This window comes from Actinoalloteichus fjordicus (assembly GCF_001941625.1).
Lineage (GTDB): Bacteria > Actinomycetota > Actinomycetes > Mycobacteriales > Pseudonocardiaceae > Actinoalloteichus_A > Actinoalloteichus_A fjordicus.
In genome coordinates, this window is record NZ_CP016076.1 from 588,124 (window position 1) to 602,146 (window position 14,023).

General features: G+C 70.9%; 14 protein-coding genes. 7 read left to right on the plus strand and 7 right to left on the minus strand.

Features of this window, described 5'->3' with window-relative positions; genetic code table 11:
- Positions 1 to 35 precede the first annotated feature (35 nt).
- The gene (locus tag UA74_RS02655) at positions 36 to 710 is read right to left on the minus strand and encodes a response regulator transcription factor (protein ID WP_075738564.1); all 675 of its coding nucleotides are present in this window, start codon (positions 708 to 710) and stop codon (positions 36 to 38) included.
- A 227-nt stretch (positions 711 to 937) separates the two neighbouring features.
- Here UA74_RS02655 and UA74_RS31420 point away from each other — a divergent pair, with 227 nt between their 5' ends.
- The 5 genes from UA74_RS31420 to UA74_RS02680 all read left to right on the plus strand — a co-directional run bounded on the left by UA74_RS31420 (position 938) and on the right by UA74_RS02680 (position 5,144).
- The gene (locus tag UA74_RS31420) at positions 938 to 1,471 is read left to right on the plus strand and encodes a hypothetical protein (RefSeq protein ID WP_075738566.1); all 534 of its coding nucleotides are present in this window, start codon (positions 938 to 940) and stop codon (positions 1,469 to 1,471) included.
- Positions 1,435 to 2,766, plus strand: a complete 1,332-nt coding sequence (locus UA74_RS31425; protein WP_157433957.1) for a peptidoglycan-binding protein — start codon at positions 1,435 to 1,437, stop codon at positions 2,764 to 2,766. The genes UA74_RS31420 and UA74_RS31425 overlap by 37 nt, the downstream gene beginning before the upstream one ends.
- On the plus strand, positions 2,763 to 3,461 hold the full coding sequence (locus UA74_RS02670) for an ABC transporter ATP-binding protein (protein WP_075738568.1): 699 nt from the start codon (positions 2,763 to 2,765) through the stop codon (positions 3,459 to 3,461). Before UA74_RS31425 ends, UA74_RS02670 begins: the two co-directional genes overlap by 4 nt.
- Complete coding sequence (locus tag UA74_RS02675) at positions 3,458 to 4,651, plus strand: ABC transporter permease (RefSeq protein ID WP_075738570.1); 1,194 nt, start codon at positions 3,458 to 3,460, stop codon at positions 4,649 to 4,651. Before UA74_RS02670 ends, UA74_RS02675 begins: the two co-directional genes overlap by 4 nt.
- A 208-nt stretch (positions 4,652 to 4,859) precedes the next feature.
- On the plus strand, positions 4,860 to 5,144 hold the full coding sequence (locus UA74_RS02680; protein ID WP_157442143.1) for a hypothetical protein: 285 nt from the start codon (positions 4,860 to 4,862) through the stop codon (positions 5,142 to 5,144).
- 110 nt (positions 5,145 to 5,254) lie between these two features.
- Here the strand turns inward: UA74_RS02680 and UA74_RS02685 are convergent, their stop codons facing one another.
- The gene (locus UA74_RS02685; protein ID WP_157433959.1) at positions 5,255 to 5,551 is read right to left on the minus strand and encodes a hypothetical protein; all 297 of its coding nucleotides are present in this window, start codon (positions 5,549 to 5,551) and stop codon (positions 5,255 to 5,257) included.
- A gap of 206 nt (positions 5,552 to 5,757) precedes the next feature.
- On the opposite strand from UA74_RS02685, the gene UA74_RS02690 reads away from it, so the two are divergent.
- Complete coding sequence (locus UA74_RS02690; protein ID WP_075763769.1) at positions 5,758 to 6,465, plus strand: MBL fold metallo-hydrolase; 708 nt, start codon at positions 5,758 to 5,760, stop codon at positions 6,463 to 6,465.
- A 274-nt stretch (positions 6,466 to 6,739) separates the two neighbouring features.
- Here the strand turns inward: UA74_RS02690 and UA74_RS02695 are convergent, their stop codons facing one another.
- Positions 6,740 to 7,645, minus strand: a complete 906-nt coding sequence (locus tag UA74_RS02695) for a serine/threonine-protein kinase (RefSeq protein WP_075763770.1) — start codon at positions 7,643 to 7,645, stop codon at positions 6,740 to 6,742.
- Positions 7,646 to 7,866: 221 nt separating this feature from the next.
- Entirely contained in the window at positions 7,867 to 9,699 is a 1,833-nt protein-coding gene (locus UA74_RS02700) for an N-6 DNA methylase (RefSeq protein WP_075763771.1), read from the minus strand.
- A gap of 83 nt (positions 9,700 to 9,782) precedes the next feature.
- Here UA74_RS02700 and UA74_RS32650 point away from each other — a divergent pair, with 83 nt between their 5' ends.
- Positions 9,783 to 11,621 carry a PP2C family protein-serine/threonine phosphatase gene (locus UA74_RS32650; RefSeq protein ID WP_075763772.1) on the plus strand — a complete coding sequence of 613 codons (1,839 nt, stop codon included), beginning with the start codon at positions 9,783 to 9,785 and terminating at the stop codon, positions 11,619 to 11,621.
- A 591-nt stretch (positions 11,622 to 12,212) separates the two neighbouring features.
- Here the strand turns inward: UA74_RS32650 and UA74_RS02710 are convergent.
- The 3 genes from UA74_RS02710 to UA74_RS02720 all read right to left on the minus strand — a co-directional run bounded on the left by UA74_RS02710 (position 12,213) and on the right by UA74_RS02720 (position 13,689).
- Positions 12,213 to 12,617, minus strand: coding sequence for a RidA family protein (locus UA74_RS02710; RefSeq protein ID WP_075738584.1), 405 nt, complete (start codon positions 12,615 to 12,617; stop codon positions 12,213 to 12,215).
- 74 nt (positions 12,618 to 12,691) lie between these two features.
- Positions 12,692 to 13,237 (minus strand): AAA family ATPase, encoded by a 546-nt coding sequence (locus UA74_RS02715; protein WP_075738586.1) that lies wholly within the window; start codon positions 13,235 to 13,237, stop codon positions 12,692 to 12,694.
- 215 nt (positions 13,238 to 13,452) lie between these two features.
- On the minus strand, positions 13,453 to 13,689 hold the full coding sequence (locus UA74_RS02720; protein ID WP_075738588.1) for a hypothetical protein: 237 nt from the start codon (positions 13,687 to 13,689) through the stop codon (positions 13,453 to 13,455).
- Positions 13,690 to 14,023: the final 334 nt, after the last annotated feature.

Sequence of the window (14,023 nt, forward strand, 5' to 3'; positions counted from 1 at the left end):
TCGAACTCGGCTGGTCGTCCGCCGCCGCCGTCCGCTCACGCACGGCGGGCCGGCTCCTCGACGCGGTAGCCGACACCGGACACGGTATGGATCACCCAGGGGGTGCCGAGTCGCTTGCGCAACGTGGAGATGGTGACCCGGATGGCGTTGGTGAACGGGTCCGCGTTGCGATCCCAGGCCTTCTCCAACAGCGTCTCCGCGCTGACCACGCCGCCCCGCGCCGACAGCAGGATCTCCAGGACGGCGAACTCCTTGCGACTCAGGCGTACCAGCCTGCCGTCCCGGTAGACCTCGCGGCGGAACGGGTCGAGCCGGACGCCCGCCAACTCCAGCATCGGCGGGTCCGCCCGGCCGGTCCGGCGGTTGAGCGACCGAAGCCGCGCTACGAGCTCGGGGAAGTCGAAGGGCTTGGCGAGGTAGTCGTCGGCACCGATCTCGAAGCCTGCGACCTTCTCGTGGAGCCTGCGGGCGGCCGTGAGCATGAGCACCCGGCAGTCCCAGTCCGAGCGGGCGATCCGGCGACAGACGTCGTCGCCATGGGTGCCGGGGATGTCCCGGTCGAGGACCACCACGTCGTAGTCGTCCACCTCGAGGGCGGCGAGGGCGCTGTCGCCGTCGTGCACGGTGTCCGAGGCGATCGCCTCTCTCCGCAGCCGGGTGGCGATGGCCTCGGCGAGGTACACCTCGTCCTCGACGATGAGCACGCGCATCGGATCTCCTGTTCTCGTCGTCGAGGCGCGGCTGGCAGCTGCCGGTTCGCACTCGTGCCCGGTGGGCGGGCTCGGACCGAGTACAGCATCCGGCGTTTATGGAAAAGGTAAGCGCAGGTACAGACGATCTCACAACATGCGCGGCGCTGAACTGTGCACGTCGGCGACACCACGGCAGGCGAGTGCCTGCCCACCCCTCGAGTGTCGCGACGTGAAGGAGTCTGAGGATGCGCATCAAGAACCGGTGGACGACCAGGAGCGCCCTGCTCGCCCTCCCACTAGCCGTCCTGCTGCTGGGGGCCTGCGGCGGCACGGCGGAGGAGGACGACGCGGCGTCCTCGGGGTCTTCCGAGTCCTCCTCGGGGCCCACGGGCGGCGACTCCGAGGCCGCGACGGACGAGGACTTCATGGAATGGCAGCTCAGCCACGCGAGCTGCATGCGGGACAACGGCATCGACATGCCCGACCCCGAGGGGGACGCCGGGTCGCTCAGCATCGAACTCGAGTCCGTGGACACCGACGCCTGGATGGCGGCCAGCGAGATCTGCCGGGAGGAACTCGGCGACCCGCCGATGGTCGACGACGGCCGGACGCCGGAGGAGCGTCTCGAGCAGCAGCTCGAGACGGCCGCATGCCTGCGCGAGAACGGATTCGACATCGCCGACCCGCAGCCGGACACCGCGATGGAGATTCCCGCCGACGCGCCGGACGAGGTGCTGAGCGAGTGCGGCATCGGCATGTCCACCGGCGCAGGCTCCTGACGCGGGCGGCGGGCATGAACGACGAGCAGAACGACGAGCCGCGCGGGCCGGGCGAGTCGCCGGGCAGGGCGGACTCCACCGAGGTGCGCCCGGACGAGCCGCGCCGAGACGACCTCGGCTCGGGGAGCCCGCCTGCCACGGAACCGTCGACGAAGGACCGGCCTGCGAGGCGGTCGCGTCGTACCCGAGCCGCTGCGGAACCGGCGGACACGCGAGCCGGTCGGCGGCCACGGCGTCGGATCGTCGTCGGGGCGCTCGCGCTGCTCCTCGTCGCGGGCGGTGCGGGCGGTGTGTACGCCTTCGACCGTGCCCAGGCGGCCGGGGACGACGCCGACGCCGCACCGCCGCGCGCCGACGTCGTCACCGAGACGATCGTGCGCGGCGATCTGACGGGGAGCACCCGCGCGCAGGGCAGCCTGGAGCACTCCGGCGGCAGCGGCATCAGCGCCGCGACGGCGGGGACGGTCACCGAGCTGCCCGATCCCGGGCAGCAGCTGGGGCTCGGCGACGTCGCGTTCCGCGTCGACAACCAGCCGATCCTCCTGCTGCACGGGCGGCTGCCCGCCTGGCGCCCGTTCGCCTACGGCATGGACGACGGGCCGGACGTGCGGCAGCTGGAGGAGAGCCTGGCCGCGCTGGGCCACTTCGACGGCGAGCCCGACGACACCTTCGGCTGGCCGACGGCCTCGGCGATTCAGGCCTGGCAGGGCGAGAACGGACTGCGGAAGACGGGGGAGATCGAGCTGGGTCGGATCGTCTTCACCTCGGGTGACGTCCGGGTCGGCTCTCTCGGCGTTGCCGTGGGCGACCAGGTGGGGCCCGGCGTCGAGGTCCTCGGGGTCACCGGACTGGACAAGATCGTCAAGATCGACCTGGAACTGCGGCATCAGGCGCTCGCGGTTCCCGACAAGCCGGTGACCGTGAGCCTGCCCGGTGGCGAGGACGTGTCCGGCTACGTCACCTCGGTGGGGGTTCCCACCGAGACCGAGGGGCCGACGGGGACTGCCGTGCGCCTGCCCGTGACGGTCACCCTGGACGACGCCGAGGCTGCGGCCGATCTGCAACAGGCGAGCGTGACCGTGGAGTTCGCGAGCGAGACCCGCGAGGACGTGATCCACGTCCCGGTCGCCGCGCTGCTCGCGCAGCCCGGTGGCGGCTTCGGGGTGGAGGTCCGGGAGGCGGACGGCACGATCGACCTGATCACCGTCGAGACCGGCATGTTCGTCGACGGTCGTGTCGAGATCTCCGGCGACGGGCTGGCCGAAGGCCAGGAAGTCGTGGTGCCTTCGCTGTGAACTCGATCATCGAACTGCGCGGGGTCTCCCGCGACTACGGACGCCCGGCGGTCCGAGCACTGAAGGAGGTGTCTCTACGCATCGACCGGGGGGAGCTCACCGCCATCCTCGGCCCCAGCGGCTCGGGGAAGTCGACCATGCTCAATCTGATCGGCACGCTCGATCGGCCCAGCCAGGGCACGGCCGTCATCGACGGACAGGACGTCGCACGGTTGTCGGACTCCGCCCTCTCGGCCCTGCGTGCCCACCGGATCGGCTTCGTCTTCCAGCAGTTCCACCTCGCCGACGGCGTCACCGCGATCGACAACGTCGCCGACGGGCTGCTCTACACCGGAGTGCCTCGGCGGGTGCGGCGGCGGCGCGCGCTCGAGGCACTGCACCGAGTGGGCCTCGGCCACCGCGCCGACCACCGTCCGAACCAGCTCTCCGGCGGTGAGCGGCAGCGGGTGGCCGTCGCCAGGGCCGTCGTCGGCGACCCGCCGCTGCTGCTGGCCGACGAGCCGACCGGCAATCTCGACACGACATCGGGCGCCACGGTGGTCCAGCTCCTGCGCGACCTCAACGCCGCAGGCACCACGGTGGTCGTGATCACCCACGACGTCGAACTGGCCGCGATGCTGCCTCGTCGCATCAGCCTTCGTGACGGTGAACTCGTCGACGATTCGGCTGCCATGCCGATCGGGCCGACGTCATGACCGCGCGGTGGGGACGATCGCGGCTACGGGGCGGCGACGTGTTCCGGCTCGGCACGAGCGGAGTGCGGTCCAGGCCTGCTCGGGCGATCCTGTCCGCGCTCGGGATCGCGATCGGCATCGCGGCGATGATCGCGGTGGTCGGCATCTCGACCTCCAGCCAGGCCCGGCTGGACGCGCAGTTGGCGGCGCTCGGTACGAACCTGCTGACCGTCACGCCGAACACGCAGGGGTTCAACCGGGATGCGACCCTGCCCGCCGAGGCCGTCGAGATGGTCAGCCGGATCGAGGGGGTCGACCAGGTCGGCTCGGTGGCCGCGATCGAGGACGTCAACGTCTATCGCAATCACCTGGTCGACCCGGCGGCCACCGGCGGCATGATCGTGAACGCGGCGCACCCGAGCCTGCTGGAGGTGACGGGCGCCGAGATAGCCGCCGGTACCTGGCTGAACGAGGCGACCGGCGAGTTCTCTGCCGTCGTCCTCGGTGCGACCGCCGCCGAGCGGCTCGGGATCGTCGAGCCCGGCAGCCAGGTCTGGCTGGGCGGGCATTATTTCACCGTCATCGGCATCCTCGCGCCGGTCGAGCTCGCCCCCGAGCTCGACACGGCGGCGCTGATCGGGGAAGCGGTCGCCACCGAGCTCTTCGACTTCGACGGCAGCCCGACGACCGTGTACGAGCGGTCCGTCGATCACGGCGTCGAGGCGGTTCGTGAGCTGCTGCCCGCGACGGTGAATCCGGCCGCGCCGGAGGACGTGGCCGTGAGCAGGCCGTCCGACGCCCTCGCCGCTCGCGATGCGGCGGACCAGGCTTTCACCGGCCTGCTCGTCGGCCTCGGCTCGGTGGCGCTGCTGGTCGGCGGCATCGGGGTCGCCAACACCATGATCATCTCGGTGTTGGAGCGACGGCGGGAGATCGGACTCCGGCGGGCGCTCGGGGCGACTCGTGGACACATCCGAGCCCAGTTCCTGACCGAGGCGCTCGTCCTGTCGGCGCTCGGGGGCCTGGCAGGGGTCGTCATCGGAGTCGGGGTGACCACGGCGTTCGCGGTGTCGCAGGGGTGGCCGATGGTCGTCCCGGTGGAGGTGCTCGCGGCCGGTGTCGCGGCGACGGTGCTGCTGGGCGGACTGGCCGGTCTGTATCCGGCGGTGCGCGCGGCGCGCACGCCGCCGACGACGGCGCTGAGCGGTTAGACCCGCCGATCTTCGGCGGCCCGGCTCGGCGGCTTCGGCCCGGCGGGCCGCCGGATCGGTGTTCGGACCCGGGGGAGGTCGGGGGCCCGGGAACGGGGCCGGGAGCGGAGGTACTCGTGCCGTCGGCACGGCGGCCTTCCGGTCCCGGCCCCGGTCGGGTTCCGCCTGCTGTCGCCATCTCGGGCGCGGGAGCCGGGTACTTCGGCGGGTGTTCGGGGTGGTAGGCCTGCTTGTCGTCGTGGCCGGGCCGCCGTGCCTGCCGTCGGACGACCTGCGGCATCGTCCCGCCGAATCTGCGGTTCGTGGGCCGGGCGACCGAGGCGAGCCGCCGCGCGGTGACGGCGATGTCGAGTTGCGGCACGGGTTCGAGCTGCGCAGGCGGTTCCTGACGGCCGACGAGATCGGAGCCGTGCGGCGTCGAGGCCGGGGCGGTGCTGGTGTGCCTGCCGAGCGGGCAGCGGCCGCCGGGCGGCCGGGGGCGGCATCGATGTGATCGCGGCCTGCGAAGGACGTCGACGGCGAGCGGGCCGCCGGGGCGGAATCGGCCCGATCCGGTCAGGCCGGGCCCCGACCGGGTGGCGGCGGGCCCGGCGATGCGGCCGGTCAGTCCGTCACGAGCGCGAACTCCTCGATCAGGCGGTTCTCGTGATGTACGGCGACGCGGTTGGATCGGGTCCAACTCTGTTCGATCGACACGTTGACGGCACTCTCGTCGGATAACCGGGCGTCGAACTCGGTGATCAGCCGGGCGGACTTGGTCTTCACCAGCTCGCGCCCGTTCAGCAGCACGCTGAACCGGGAGACGAGACTGCCGTCCACGATGGCCACGGCGACGAGGTCGTCGCCGATCTGGATCTGTCGCCTGCGTCGAAACGTGTCCACTGCGAACCTCGATGTCATCGTGCGGTGACCTCTCGATCCTTTACCTGCGATTCTCCCATCGGTCCCCGTCAACTCGGACCGTGCCGGTCACGACTCGGTGATGTCCACGATCTCCCCGGCCGCACCACGTCGTCGGTCCGGCACGTCCGGTCACGGCGTGCCTCGGCTGTGCCCTGGGGGAAACCGGACGGCCGAGCCGCCGGGAGGCCGCTAGCGTCGGAGCAATGAAGGTCGTGGAACTGCTGCCTTGCCTGCATGTGCTCGTCTTCGACCACGGACAGGCCTACCTGTGGAGCGACCCGGACTCGCTGACCTTGATCGACACCGGTCACGCGGGCTCCGGCGCCGACATCGCCTCGGCGATTCGCGACCTCGGCAGGCGGAGCGAAGAACTGGACCGCGTCATCCTGACCCACTGGCACCCCGACCACACCGGCTCGGCGGCCGAGATCGCAGCCTGGCACGACGGGGTCACGATCCTGGCGCACGGTGCCGATGCTCCGGTGATCCGGGGTGAGCAGGCCGGACCGCCGCCGGACCTGCTGGACTGGGAACGTCCGTTGTACGACCGGGTCGAAGCCGCCGTCCCCGCCGCACCTCTCGCGCGGGTCGATCAGGAACTCGCCGACGGAGAGCTGCTCGACTTCGCGGGCGGCGCGGCGGTGATCGCCGTCCCCGGCCACACCGAGGGCAGCATCGCGATCCATCTGCCCGTGCACCGCGTGCTGTTCACCGGCGACACGGTGGCGAACGTGAACGGGCAGACGATGCTCGGCGTGTTCAACGTCGACCGAGCGCGTGCCGTCGACTCGTTGCACACGCTGGCCGCCCTCGACGCCGACCTGGTCCTCGTCGGCCACGGCGACCCGATCACCAGCGGCGGAGCGGCCCGGCTTCGGACGGCGGCGGCCGAGGCGACGGCCGAGGGCTGACTCGGCGCGAGACGCGAGGGCGTGCGGCCGCGAGGGTGCGAGGCGTGCGTCGCGAGGCCCGCCAGAACCACGGCGACTACGACGACGGTGTCCTGCGTCCCGAGCCGGCAGCGGGACGCCGAGGCTGACGGTGCACCAGACGGGATGACGACGTCCCTTCCGCCTGACCGGACCTCGCCCATGAGCAGCCTTCGCCCGCGACGTTGTTCCGCCCTGACCGGATGGCCCGCCCCTCCGCGATATTGCGCGCTGGACGGGCCGGGCGGGCGCCAGATCACACCCGCGGGTCGGCCAGGACTTCGCCCAGCGCTCGGGCGTACATCCGTCCGGGACTGGGCGCCGATGGTGGACGGAGGAAACCGGGCAGCATCGGGGGACTCGCCGCGAACGGTGCCAGCCTCGCGTACAGGGCGTTCGCATCGGCAGGCCGGTCCTCGGGCTGCTTCTCCAGCAGATCCAGCACGATCCGGTTCAGCTCGGCGGGCACTCCCGGCACCGGCGGCGGAGTCTCCTTCACCTGCCGCTCGAACACCGCGTATGCGGTAGGACCGGTGAAGAGCTGCCTGCCCGTGAGCATCTCGTGCAGCACGCACCCCAGGGCGTAGAGGTCGCTGTGCCCTCCGGCGACGCCCCGCTGGATCTGCTCCGGCGCCATGTAGGCGGGGGTGCCGAGCAGCTGCCCGGCCCTGGTGAATCGTGCCGCATCGGACTCCCGAAGCATCGCGAGTCCGAAATCGAGGACCGTCACGCTCCCATCTGGGCAGAGCATCAGGTTCGTCGGCTTGAGATCGCGATGACAGATCGACAGCAGATGTGCCGCCGAGAGCACCGCGCAGGCTTGAGCGCCGATCGAGGCGGCCCACGCGACCGGCAGCGGACCGTGCTCGGCGACCAGATCCGCGATCGTGACACCGTCGATGAACTGCATGACCTGGAAGAGTCGCTGGTCGAACATGCCGAAGTCGAAGAGGATCGGCGCGCCCGCGTGCTCCAGGCGCGCCAGGATGCGTGCCTCTCGGATGAAGCGCTGTTCCGACTCCTCGTCCGGTCCTCCGGGCAGATACAGGAACTTCACGGCGACTCGGCGGTCGAGGTGTCGATCATGAGCGCCGTATACGGCGCCCATGCCACCTCGGCCGAGCGGAAGCTCCTCCAGCTCATATCGGTCGGCGACGAGCATGCGCCCTCCCATGAACCGCGCGATCCGACACCGTCACCATCTGCGCACGCCTCGAAAGCCTGGAGAGCCTGTCGTCGATCCCTGCTTTCGGAGTTGCGCGGGGCAGGCGCGGCGATCTGCGGCGTTGTCGTCGGTCACCATGGCTCCCTCCTGTCGCCTGGCAGCTCAGCCACGCCGATCCCCGCTCACGACTTCAGAGGGACCACAGACAGACTCTGACATCAGCCTGGCCGCAGATGGCCGTCGGCGAGGCCGTCGAGGCCGGAACGCACCAGGGCCGCTCCCAACTCGGCGGTCTGCCGTAGGGAGTCTTCGAGATCGGCCAACGCCCGGAATGCGCGACCATAGTCCTGTTGCTCGGCCAGCGGCAGCCTCGGCACCCGGACTCGACGTGCGTCCAGGCGACTCGATCCGGACGTGGCGAGCCTGCCCGCGTGCCGAAGGAACCCCGCGAGGAAGTCGGGATCGAGCCGGTCGGGATCGACTCGATACGACGTGAGGTGCGGACCCAGCACCGCACCGCTGTCGGCGACCACCCGCACCGGCCCCGTCGGCGCGGTCACCACGTCGCCGGGCTCCACCGGCACCAGTCCGCTGATCGAGCGGGTCAGCCCGGACGGCGTCTGCCCGGTCACCAGATCCTCGCTGGTCAGCGCCGGGACGTCCCCGGCGTTCAGCGCCATGCGAGGCGGCGCGGTCTGCACCAGGATCGAGCCCGCCTTAGCCAACTCGCCGACCGTGGTCATCGGCAGGACACGTTGCTCGTCGAGAACCGCCAGCGCAGGCGGCTCGACCGCCGTCGAGCGAAACCGCTCGAGCGCCGCCCGGAACTCGGCGCCCACCTCGGCGGTTCCCCGCACGCGATGTCGAGCCGGGCTGACGTCGACGTCGTCGTCGAGTAGGTCGATGATCGCCACCAACGGATCGTGCGCCGAGGGTGCGTCGGCCAGCACCCGGTCCCAGGCGGCCTCGATCCCGGCGAAGTCGCCGTCCGACTCCAGCAGCAGAAGGTGCTGGGGGGCGCGATCAGTCGGCTCGGGCCGCCGCAACAGCCACAGATCAGACATCCCGGTGCCGAGACTGACCACCGCCCGCAACGCGCCCGCCCGCAGCAGGTTGCCGCGAATCCGCCTGCCCGGCCTGCGACTCGCCGCCGAGGGCGGCATCAGGATCGCGACGAGCCCGCCCGGTCGAACGCGCGCCAGACAGTGCTGCACCCAGGCGAGTTCCGGCTCGCCACGAGGGGGAAGTCCATACTCCCAGCGAGGATCGCCGGTCAGCTCGTCGTATCCCCAGGCGCGGTCGTTGAACGGCGGATCGCAGACCACGGCGTCGATGGTGTCGGCCAGGTGGGCGCCGATCTCGTCGTGACGCAGCGAATCCCCCGCGAGCACCGTCGCGTCGACGTCCCGGAGTCGCAGCCGCACGGCCGTGATGACCGCTGAGGACTCGTCGATCTCCTGACCCAGCGCCCGCCCTGCCGGGACGGCATAGAGCAGATTGCCCAGGCCGCAGGCCGGGTCCAGTACCGTGCCGTCGGCGGGGAGCACCAACCGTGCGATCAGGCTGCACAGCTCGTCGGAGGTCGCGAGCAGCCTGCGGGAATGTGCCTGCTGGTAACGGGTGCACAGGAACTCGAACGCGCCGAGGAACCCGTCGGCGGCCGCCAACTGGGCGAGCAGCCGAGTGGAGTCGGCGTCGACGGCTCGCTGGACGAGTGCCCCGCCGGGAAGCTGCTCGCTCTGCCGGTCGTCGCCGTCGCGCAGCCGCAGGAGTAAGGCACCGGCGGCGGCCACCGACTCGCCGAGCCGAAGATCATCGGCTCTCGCCCGCAGGTGTTGCCAGACCCGATCGCCCAACGACACGGCGACCGGCTTCCCATGGCGGCGCAGCCAGGACTCGACCTCCCGCAGGAGGAACAACGGGCTCGAGGCGGTGCCGCCGACCGGTTGCGGGAAGTCGTCGTGACGCCGGCGCCAGTTGCTCACGGCTGCTCGACCCATGCCGACGAGCCGCGCGATGTCGCCGGTGCTCACCGTGGCATCTGAGTTCACGAGGACCAGCCTAGTTCGCGGCGCGAGAACACCCCACAAGGTCAATGCTTGTGAACTGTGTCCACAACTGTTCTACTGGGTTCATGATGCACGGTTCTCTGGGGCGACTCAGCTATGCGGGCGGTTCCGACCCGGGGCGGACCCGGTCGGTGAATCAGGACTCGGCATACGCCAGCCCTCGGCTGCTCGCCGTCGCCGATGGAATGGGCGGTCACGCACACGGCGAGATCGCCTGCTCGGTCGTCGTGGCCGCGATCCGCGAACTCGACACGCGGCTGCACGGTCTGCGGCCGGGTCACTCGGACCTGCTGCGCGTGCTCGCCGAGGGAGTGACCGACGCCTTCGCGAGGCTCACGGCGATCGGCGAGGCGAGACCCGACACGGCAGGCATGGGCACGACGCTGACCGCACTGTTGTGGGACGGCTCGCGGCTCGGCGTCGCGCACATCGGCGACTCCCGTGCCTACCTGCTGTCAGGTGGTGTGCTGCGGCGGATCACTCGAGACCACACCCTGGTCCAGTCCCTGATCGACGCCGGTCAGCTGACGCAGGCGCAGGCCGAGGAACACCCCCGGCGGACGATGGTGGTTCGTGCGTTGCAGAGCGGTGGTCCCGAACCCGAGCCGGACCTGTTCTTCCAGGAGGTATCGGCAGGAGACCGCCTCCTGGTCTGTTCGGACGGCCTGACCGCCGTCGTCTCCGACCGGGTGATCGCCGAGACGATGTCGAGCAGCATCGATCCCCGGCAGGCGGTCGCCAGACTGATCGATCTGGCCAATCGGGGCGGCGGCCCGGACAACATCACCTGCCTCGTCGCGGACGTGGTCCCGGTCGATGCCGATCCCGGCGTCGGCGGGGGAGTCGCCGGTGGCGGTGGGGGTGCGGTGACCGGGTGGGAGGCCCGCCCCGATGTCGGCAGTGGGGTCGGCAGCGCGGGCGGCAACTGGAGCGGCAGTGGGGTCGGCGGCGGGGCTGGCAGCGGGGTCGGCGGGGTCGGCAGCTGGGGCGGCAGTGGGGTCGGCAAGGCCGACGTCGGTGGCGTGGCGGGAACCGCAGGCGTGGGCGCGGAGGCGGAGGCAGAGGTGGCGCTGCGGACCGGCGGCGACGTTCCTGCCGAACCGGGGAGCCTCGTCCTCGGCGCCGCGGCATCCCGACTCGACACCGCCGAGTTCCCCGCGCTCGGCGCGAGAGCCGCCGGGGCCGCGACCGATGTCGCAACCGGCGGGTCCGGCGCAGGCGGGTTCGGCACCGGCGGGGGCGGCGCTGGAGGGGGCGGCGCAGACGGGAACGGCGACTCTTCGGCTGTCGTACCGCTGCGGCGAGTCAATCTGCCCGGCCGAGCCGGGGAAAGCGGCGGCCGCATCGACGTCGGCTCAGCAGTCTTCGGTTCCGTCGACGGCTTCTCCACCGCCGAGGTCCCCGCCGCCGAGGTCCCCGCTACCGAGGTCATTGCCGCCGAGCTCTCTGCCGCCGACGTCACTGCCACCAGGGTGCCCGCAGGCAGCGCAGCGGCGGGATACGAGGCCGGGGCCGGCGGCCCCCGCCCTGCGCTCGGCCCGGACACCGGCTGTGAATCCGGCTCGGACTCTCACCCCGCCAGCGGGTCTGCCGGAGCAGGTTCCGGCTGGTCGGCGGTCCCCGCCGAGTCGGACGGCAGCAGGCTCCGGACTGTGGGACACCGGGACCTCGGGTTCGGGACCGGTGACGCTGCCTGCGAATCGAGCGGCGCCGGTCTCCGCCCCGACGGCTCGCCGCCGCCCGGGGCAGGACCCGACGGGCGAGGGCCAGACAGGCCTGGGCCCGGCGATTCCGGGCCCCGCGATTCGGGACCCGGTGGACAGGCTTCCGTGGAGAACACCGGGGAAGAACGGACGAGGTCGCGCAGGCTGCCGCGCTGGATACGCCGCTTCCTGGGCGACTGAGCGACCCGAACCCGGCTGGCGACGGCCTCGGACTCGGCGCCGGGCTCGGCGGCCGGGCGTGTCTTCCACTTCGGCTGTGATCGGTGAATCCTGCCGTTGGCCCTGAGACGGGGCACAGCGCTGTAATGGGGCACAGGCTGAATTGCGGCACAGCGCTGCAACGGGCACAGCGCTGCAACGGGCACAGGCTGGGAACCGAACTGGGCCGGAGCCTGTAATCAGACGCAGCCTCGGCTGGTACACGGCCTCGGCGGCACCGGCGCGGCACCGGCACCGGCACCGGCACCGGCGCGGGACCGGCCCGGCCGGTCGGCCGGGCCGGGAGCGTGAACTCGGCACCGTAGAGCTCCGTTCGGTCCCTGCACCGAGGCCGGGGCGCCGACGGCCGAGCCGCGCCAGAGCCTGCCGCCTCGAGCCGCCTCGAGCCGTCCCGAGCCGTCCCGAGCCGTCCCGAGCCGAGCCGGGCTGGGCCGGACCGGGCCGGCTGATCGCCGCTGCGCAGCGGGCTCGGCTCGACGTCATCGCGGCCGGTGGCATCCGGCCTGGCGTTCCCGTCAGGCCGGCCGCCCGTGGCCGAGCGGTGGTTCTTCGTCAGCGAACCGCAGCGACCGCTTCGACCTCGACCAGTTGATCGTCGTAGCCCAGGACGGTGACGCCCAGCAAGGTGCTCGGCGCATCGTGATCTCCGAAGGCCTCACGGACGCACTCCCACGCCGTCACGAGGTCGGCCTGACGGCTGGACGCGACGTAGACGGTGCTCTTCACCACGTCGGACAGGTCGGCGCCTGCATCCTTCAACGCGACACGGAGGTTGCGCATCGTCTGACGAGCCTGTTCTGCGTAGTCGCCGATCGCGACGGTGGCTCCCTCCGCGTCCAGCGGGCAGGCACCGGCGGCGAAGACGAGACGCGCCGGTGCTTCGACGGAAGCTGCATAGGCGTATTCGGCGACATCGGACAGTTCTGGACTGCGGATCAGGCGTACTGCGCTACTCATAGGGCCAACCTAAGTGCGGTCTCCGGGATGCTGCCACCGAGTTCTGTACCCGGTCTTCCCGGAATCCGCTGACGTCAGGTCAGGCTCGCTGTCACGAAGCGGAGACGCTCCTCGACGGAGGCCCGCGGGAGCTCTACCAGCTCGTAGCCGTATTCGGTGTAGGTGGTGACCATCGATGCGTAGGTCTGCTCGGCGACCTCGACGGACTGCCTCCTCTCGACGTCCGGCGTGTAGATCTCGGGCCACGGCGGTGCTATCAAGACCCGCTGGTGGTAGCGGAAACGCTGCGCTGCGACGTGTACGTGGTCGGGGACCGGGCGTCCCTCCAACCGGAGGTAGCCGACGATGTCGGGGACGCCTCGGTCGAAGAAGACCGTGCCGCGCTGCTCGGCGGCCAGCCGATATGACCGCAGTTCCCAGCAGAGCATCGCCTCGGCGAACAGATCCTGGTCGAGCCAGGGCAGCGCCCGCCCGCCGATCGCGGATTGATCCCGAATGACTCCCCGCCCCGCCTCGTCACTGCGAGCGAAGCCCGCACGATGCAGTGCGTCGAGCAGTGTGCTCTTTCCCGAGCCAGGGCCGCCCGTGACGACGACGAACCTGTCTGTCGCTGATGACACCCGACCATGCTTCCTTCCGCTCGCGAACGTGGTGGGCTGTCCGATGCGGCGGTGCGCATCGACCCGCGTAGGTCGGGCAGACATCACGCCGAGACCAACGCGGACTCTGTCGAGGGGGACGGATCGATGCGCCCATCCCTTGTGTTGGCAGAACGGTCCTCGATTCCAACCGCGCCGGGCCGTCGCCAGGTTGATTCTGACCGAGCCCTCGTCGGTCAGATGGCGTCCAGATCGTCGGCCCTGGTGTTTTCGGTGAGGGCCATGATGCGGATCACCGGGGCAGCACTCTTCTCCGCCAGCACCTCAAGGCGAATGCTGTTCACGTGTCGCTTGCGGTGCTCCTCCCATTCTGCGAGGGCGAGCTGAACCCGGGGCAGCGATTCGACCAGGGTGCCTGCGAGCGGGATGTCATCGATCACGACGTAGTCGGTATCCGGCATGGAGTCGAGCATGGCAGATCCGGAGTGAGTATCGAGAACGTCTGATCGTCCGTCGCCGAGAGACGCGGATCGGTCGGTGTCGCGCCGCCCGTTGCGGGCCCCTGTTTCTTGCGGTCGACAATTCGTGTGATTCGTCGCGCAACGCAACGAAAGATCACGCTGGGTGTCACGGAATTCCAGCCCCCGCCGGGCGCCGATTCGGCGGCCAGGATGATCTTCCTCAAGTGACGCTATCAGGCCTTCGTGATGCGAGGAAGGCGTCCTGGTGGTAGTAGTGCCTGCGGATCGCTCCCACCATCAGGACTCCCTCCGGCCTGTGTAGCCCCCTGCCTAGCCTTCTCCGGGC

What these genes read in the sequence shown, in the direction of transcription:
- UA74_RS02655 (WP_075738564.1), bottom strand. Translation starts at nt 710, where the DNA reads ATGCGCGTGCTCATCGTCGAGGACGAGGTGTACCTCGCCGAGGCCATC.
- UA74_RS31420 (WP_075738566.1), top strand. Translation starts at nt 938, where the DNA reads ATGCGCATCAAGAACCGGTGGACGACCAGGAGCGCCCTGCTCGCCCTC.
- UA74_RS02675 (WP_075738570.1), top strand. Translation starts at nt 3,458, where the DNA reads ATGACCGCGCGGTGGGGACGATCGCGGCTACGGGGCGGCGACGTGTTC.
- UA74_RS02685 (WP_157433959.1), bottom strand. Translation starts at nt 5,551, where the DNA reads ATGACATCGAGGTTCGCAGTGGACACGTTTCGACGCAGGCGACAGATC.
- UA74_RS02690 (WP_075763769.1), top strand. Translation starts at nt 5,758, where the DNA reads ATGAAGGTCGTGGAACTGCTGCCTTGCCTGCATGTGCTCGTCTTCGAC.
- UA74_RS02695 (WP_075763770.1), bottom strand. Translation starts at nt 7,645, where the DNA reads ATGCTCGTCGCCGACCGATATGAGCTGGAGGAGCTTCCGCTCGGCCGA.
- UA74_RS32650 (WP_075763772.1), top strand. Translation starts at nt 9,783, where the DNA reads ATGATGCACGGTTCTCTGGGGCGACTCAGCTATGCGGGCGGTTCCGAC.
- UA74_RS02710 (WP_075738584.1), bottom strand. Translation starts at nt 12,617, where the DNA reads ATGAGTAGCGCAGTACGCCTGATCCGCAGTCCAGAACTGTCCGATGTC.
- UA74_RS02720 (WP_075738588.1), bottom strand. Translation starts at nt 13,689, where the DNA reads ATGCTCGACTCCATGCCGGATACCGACTACGTCGTGATCGATGACATC.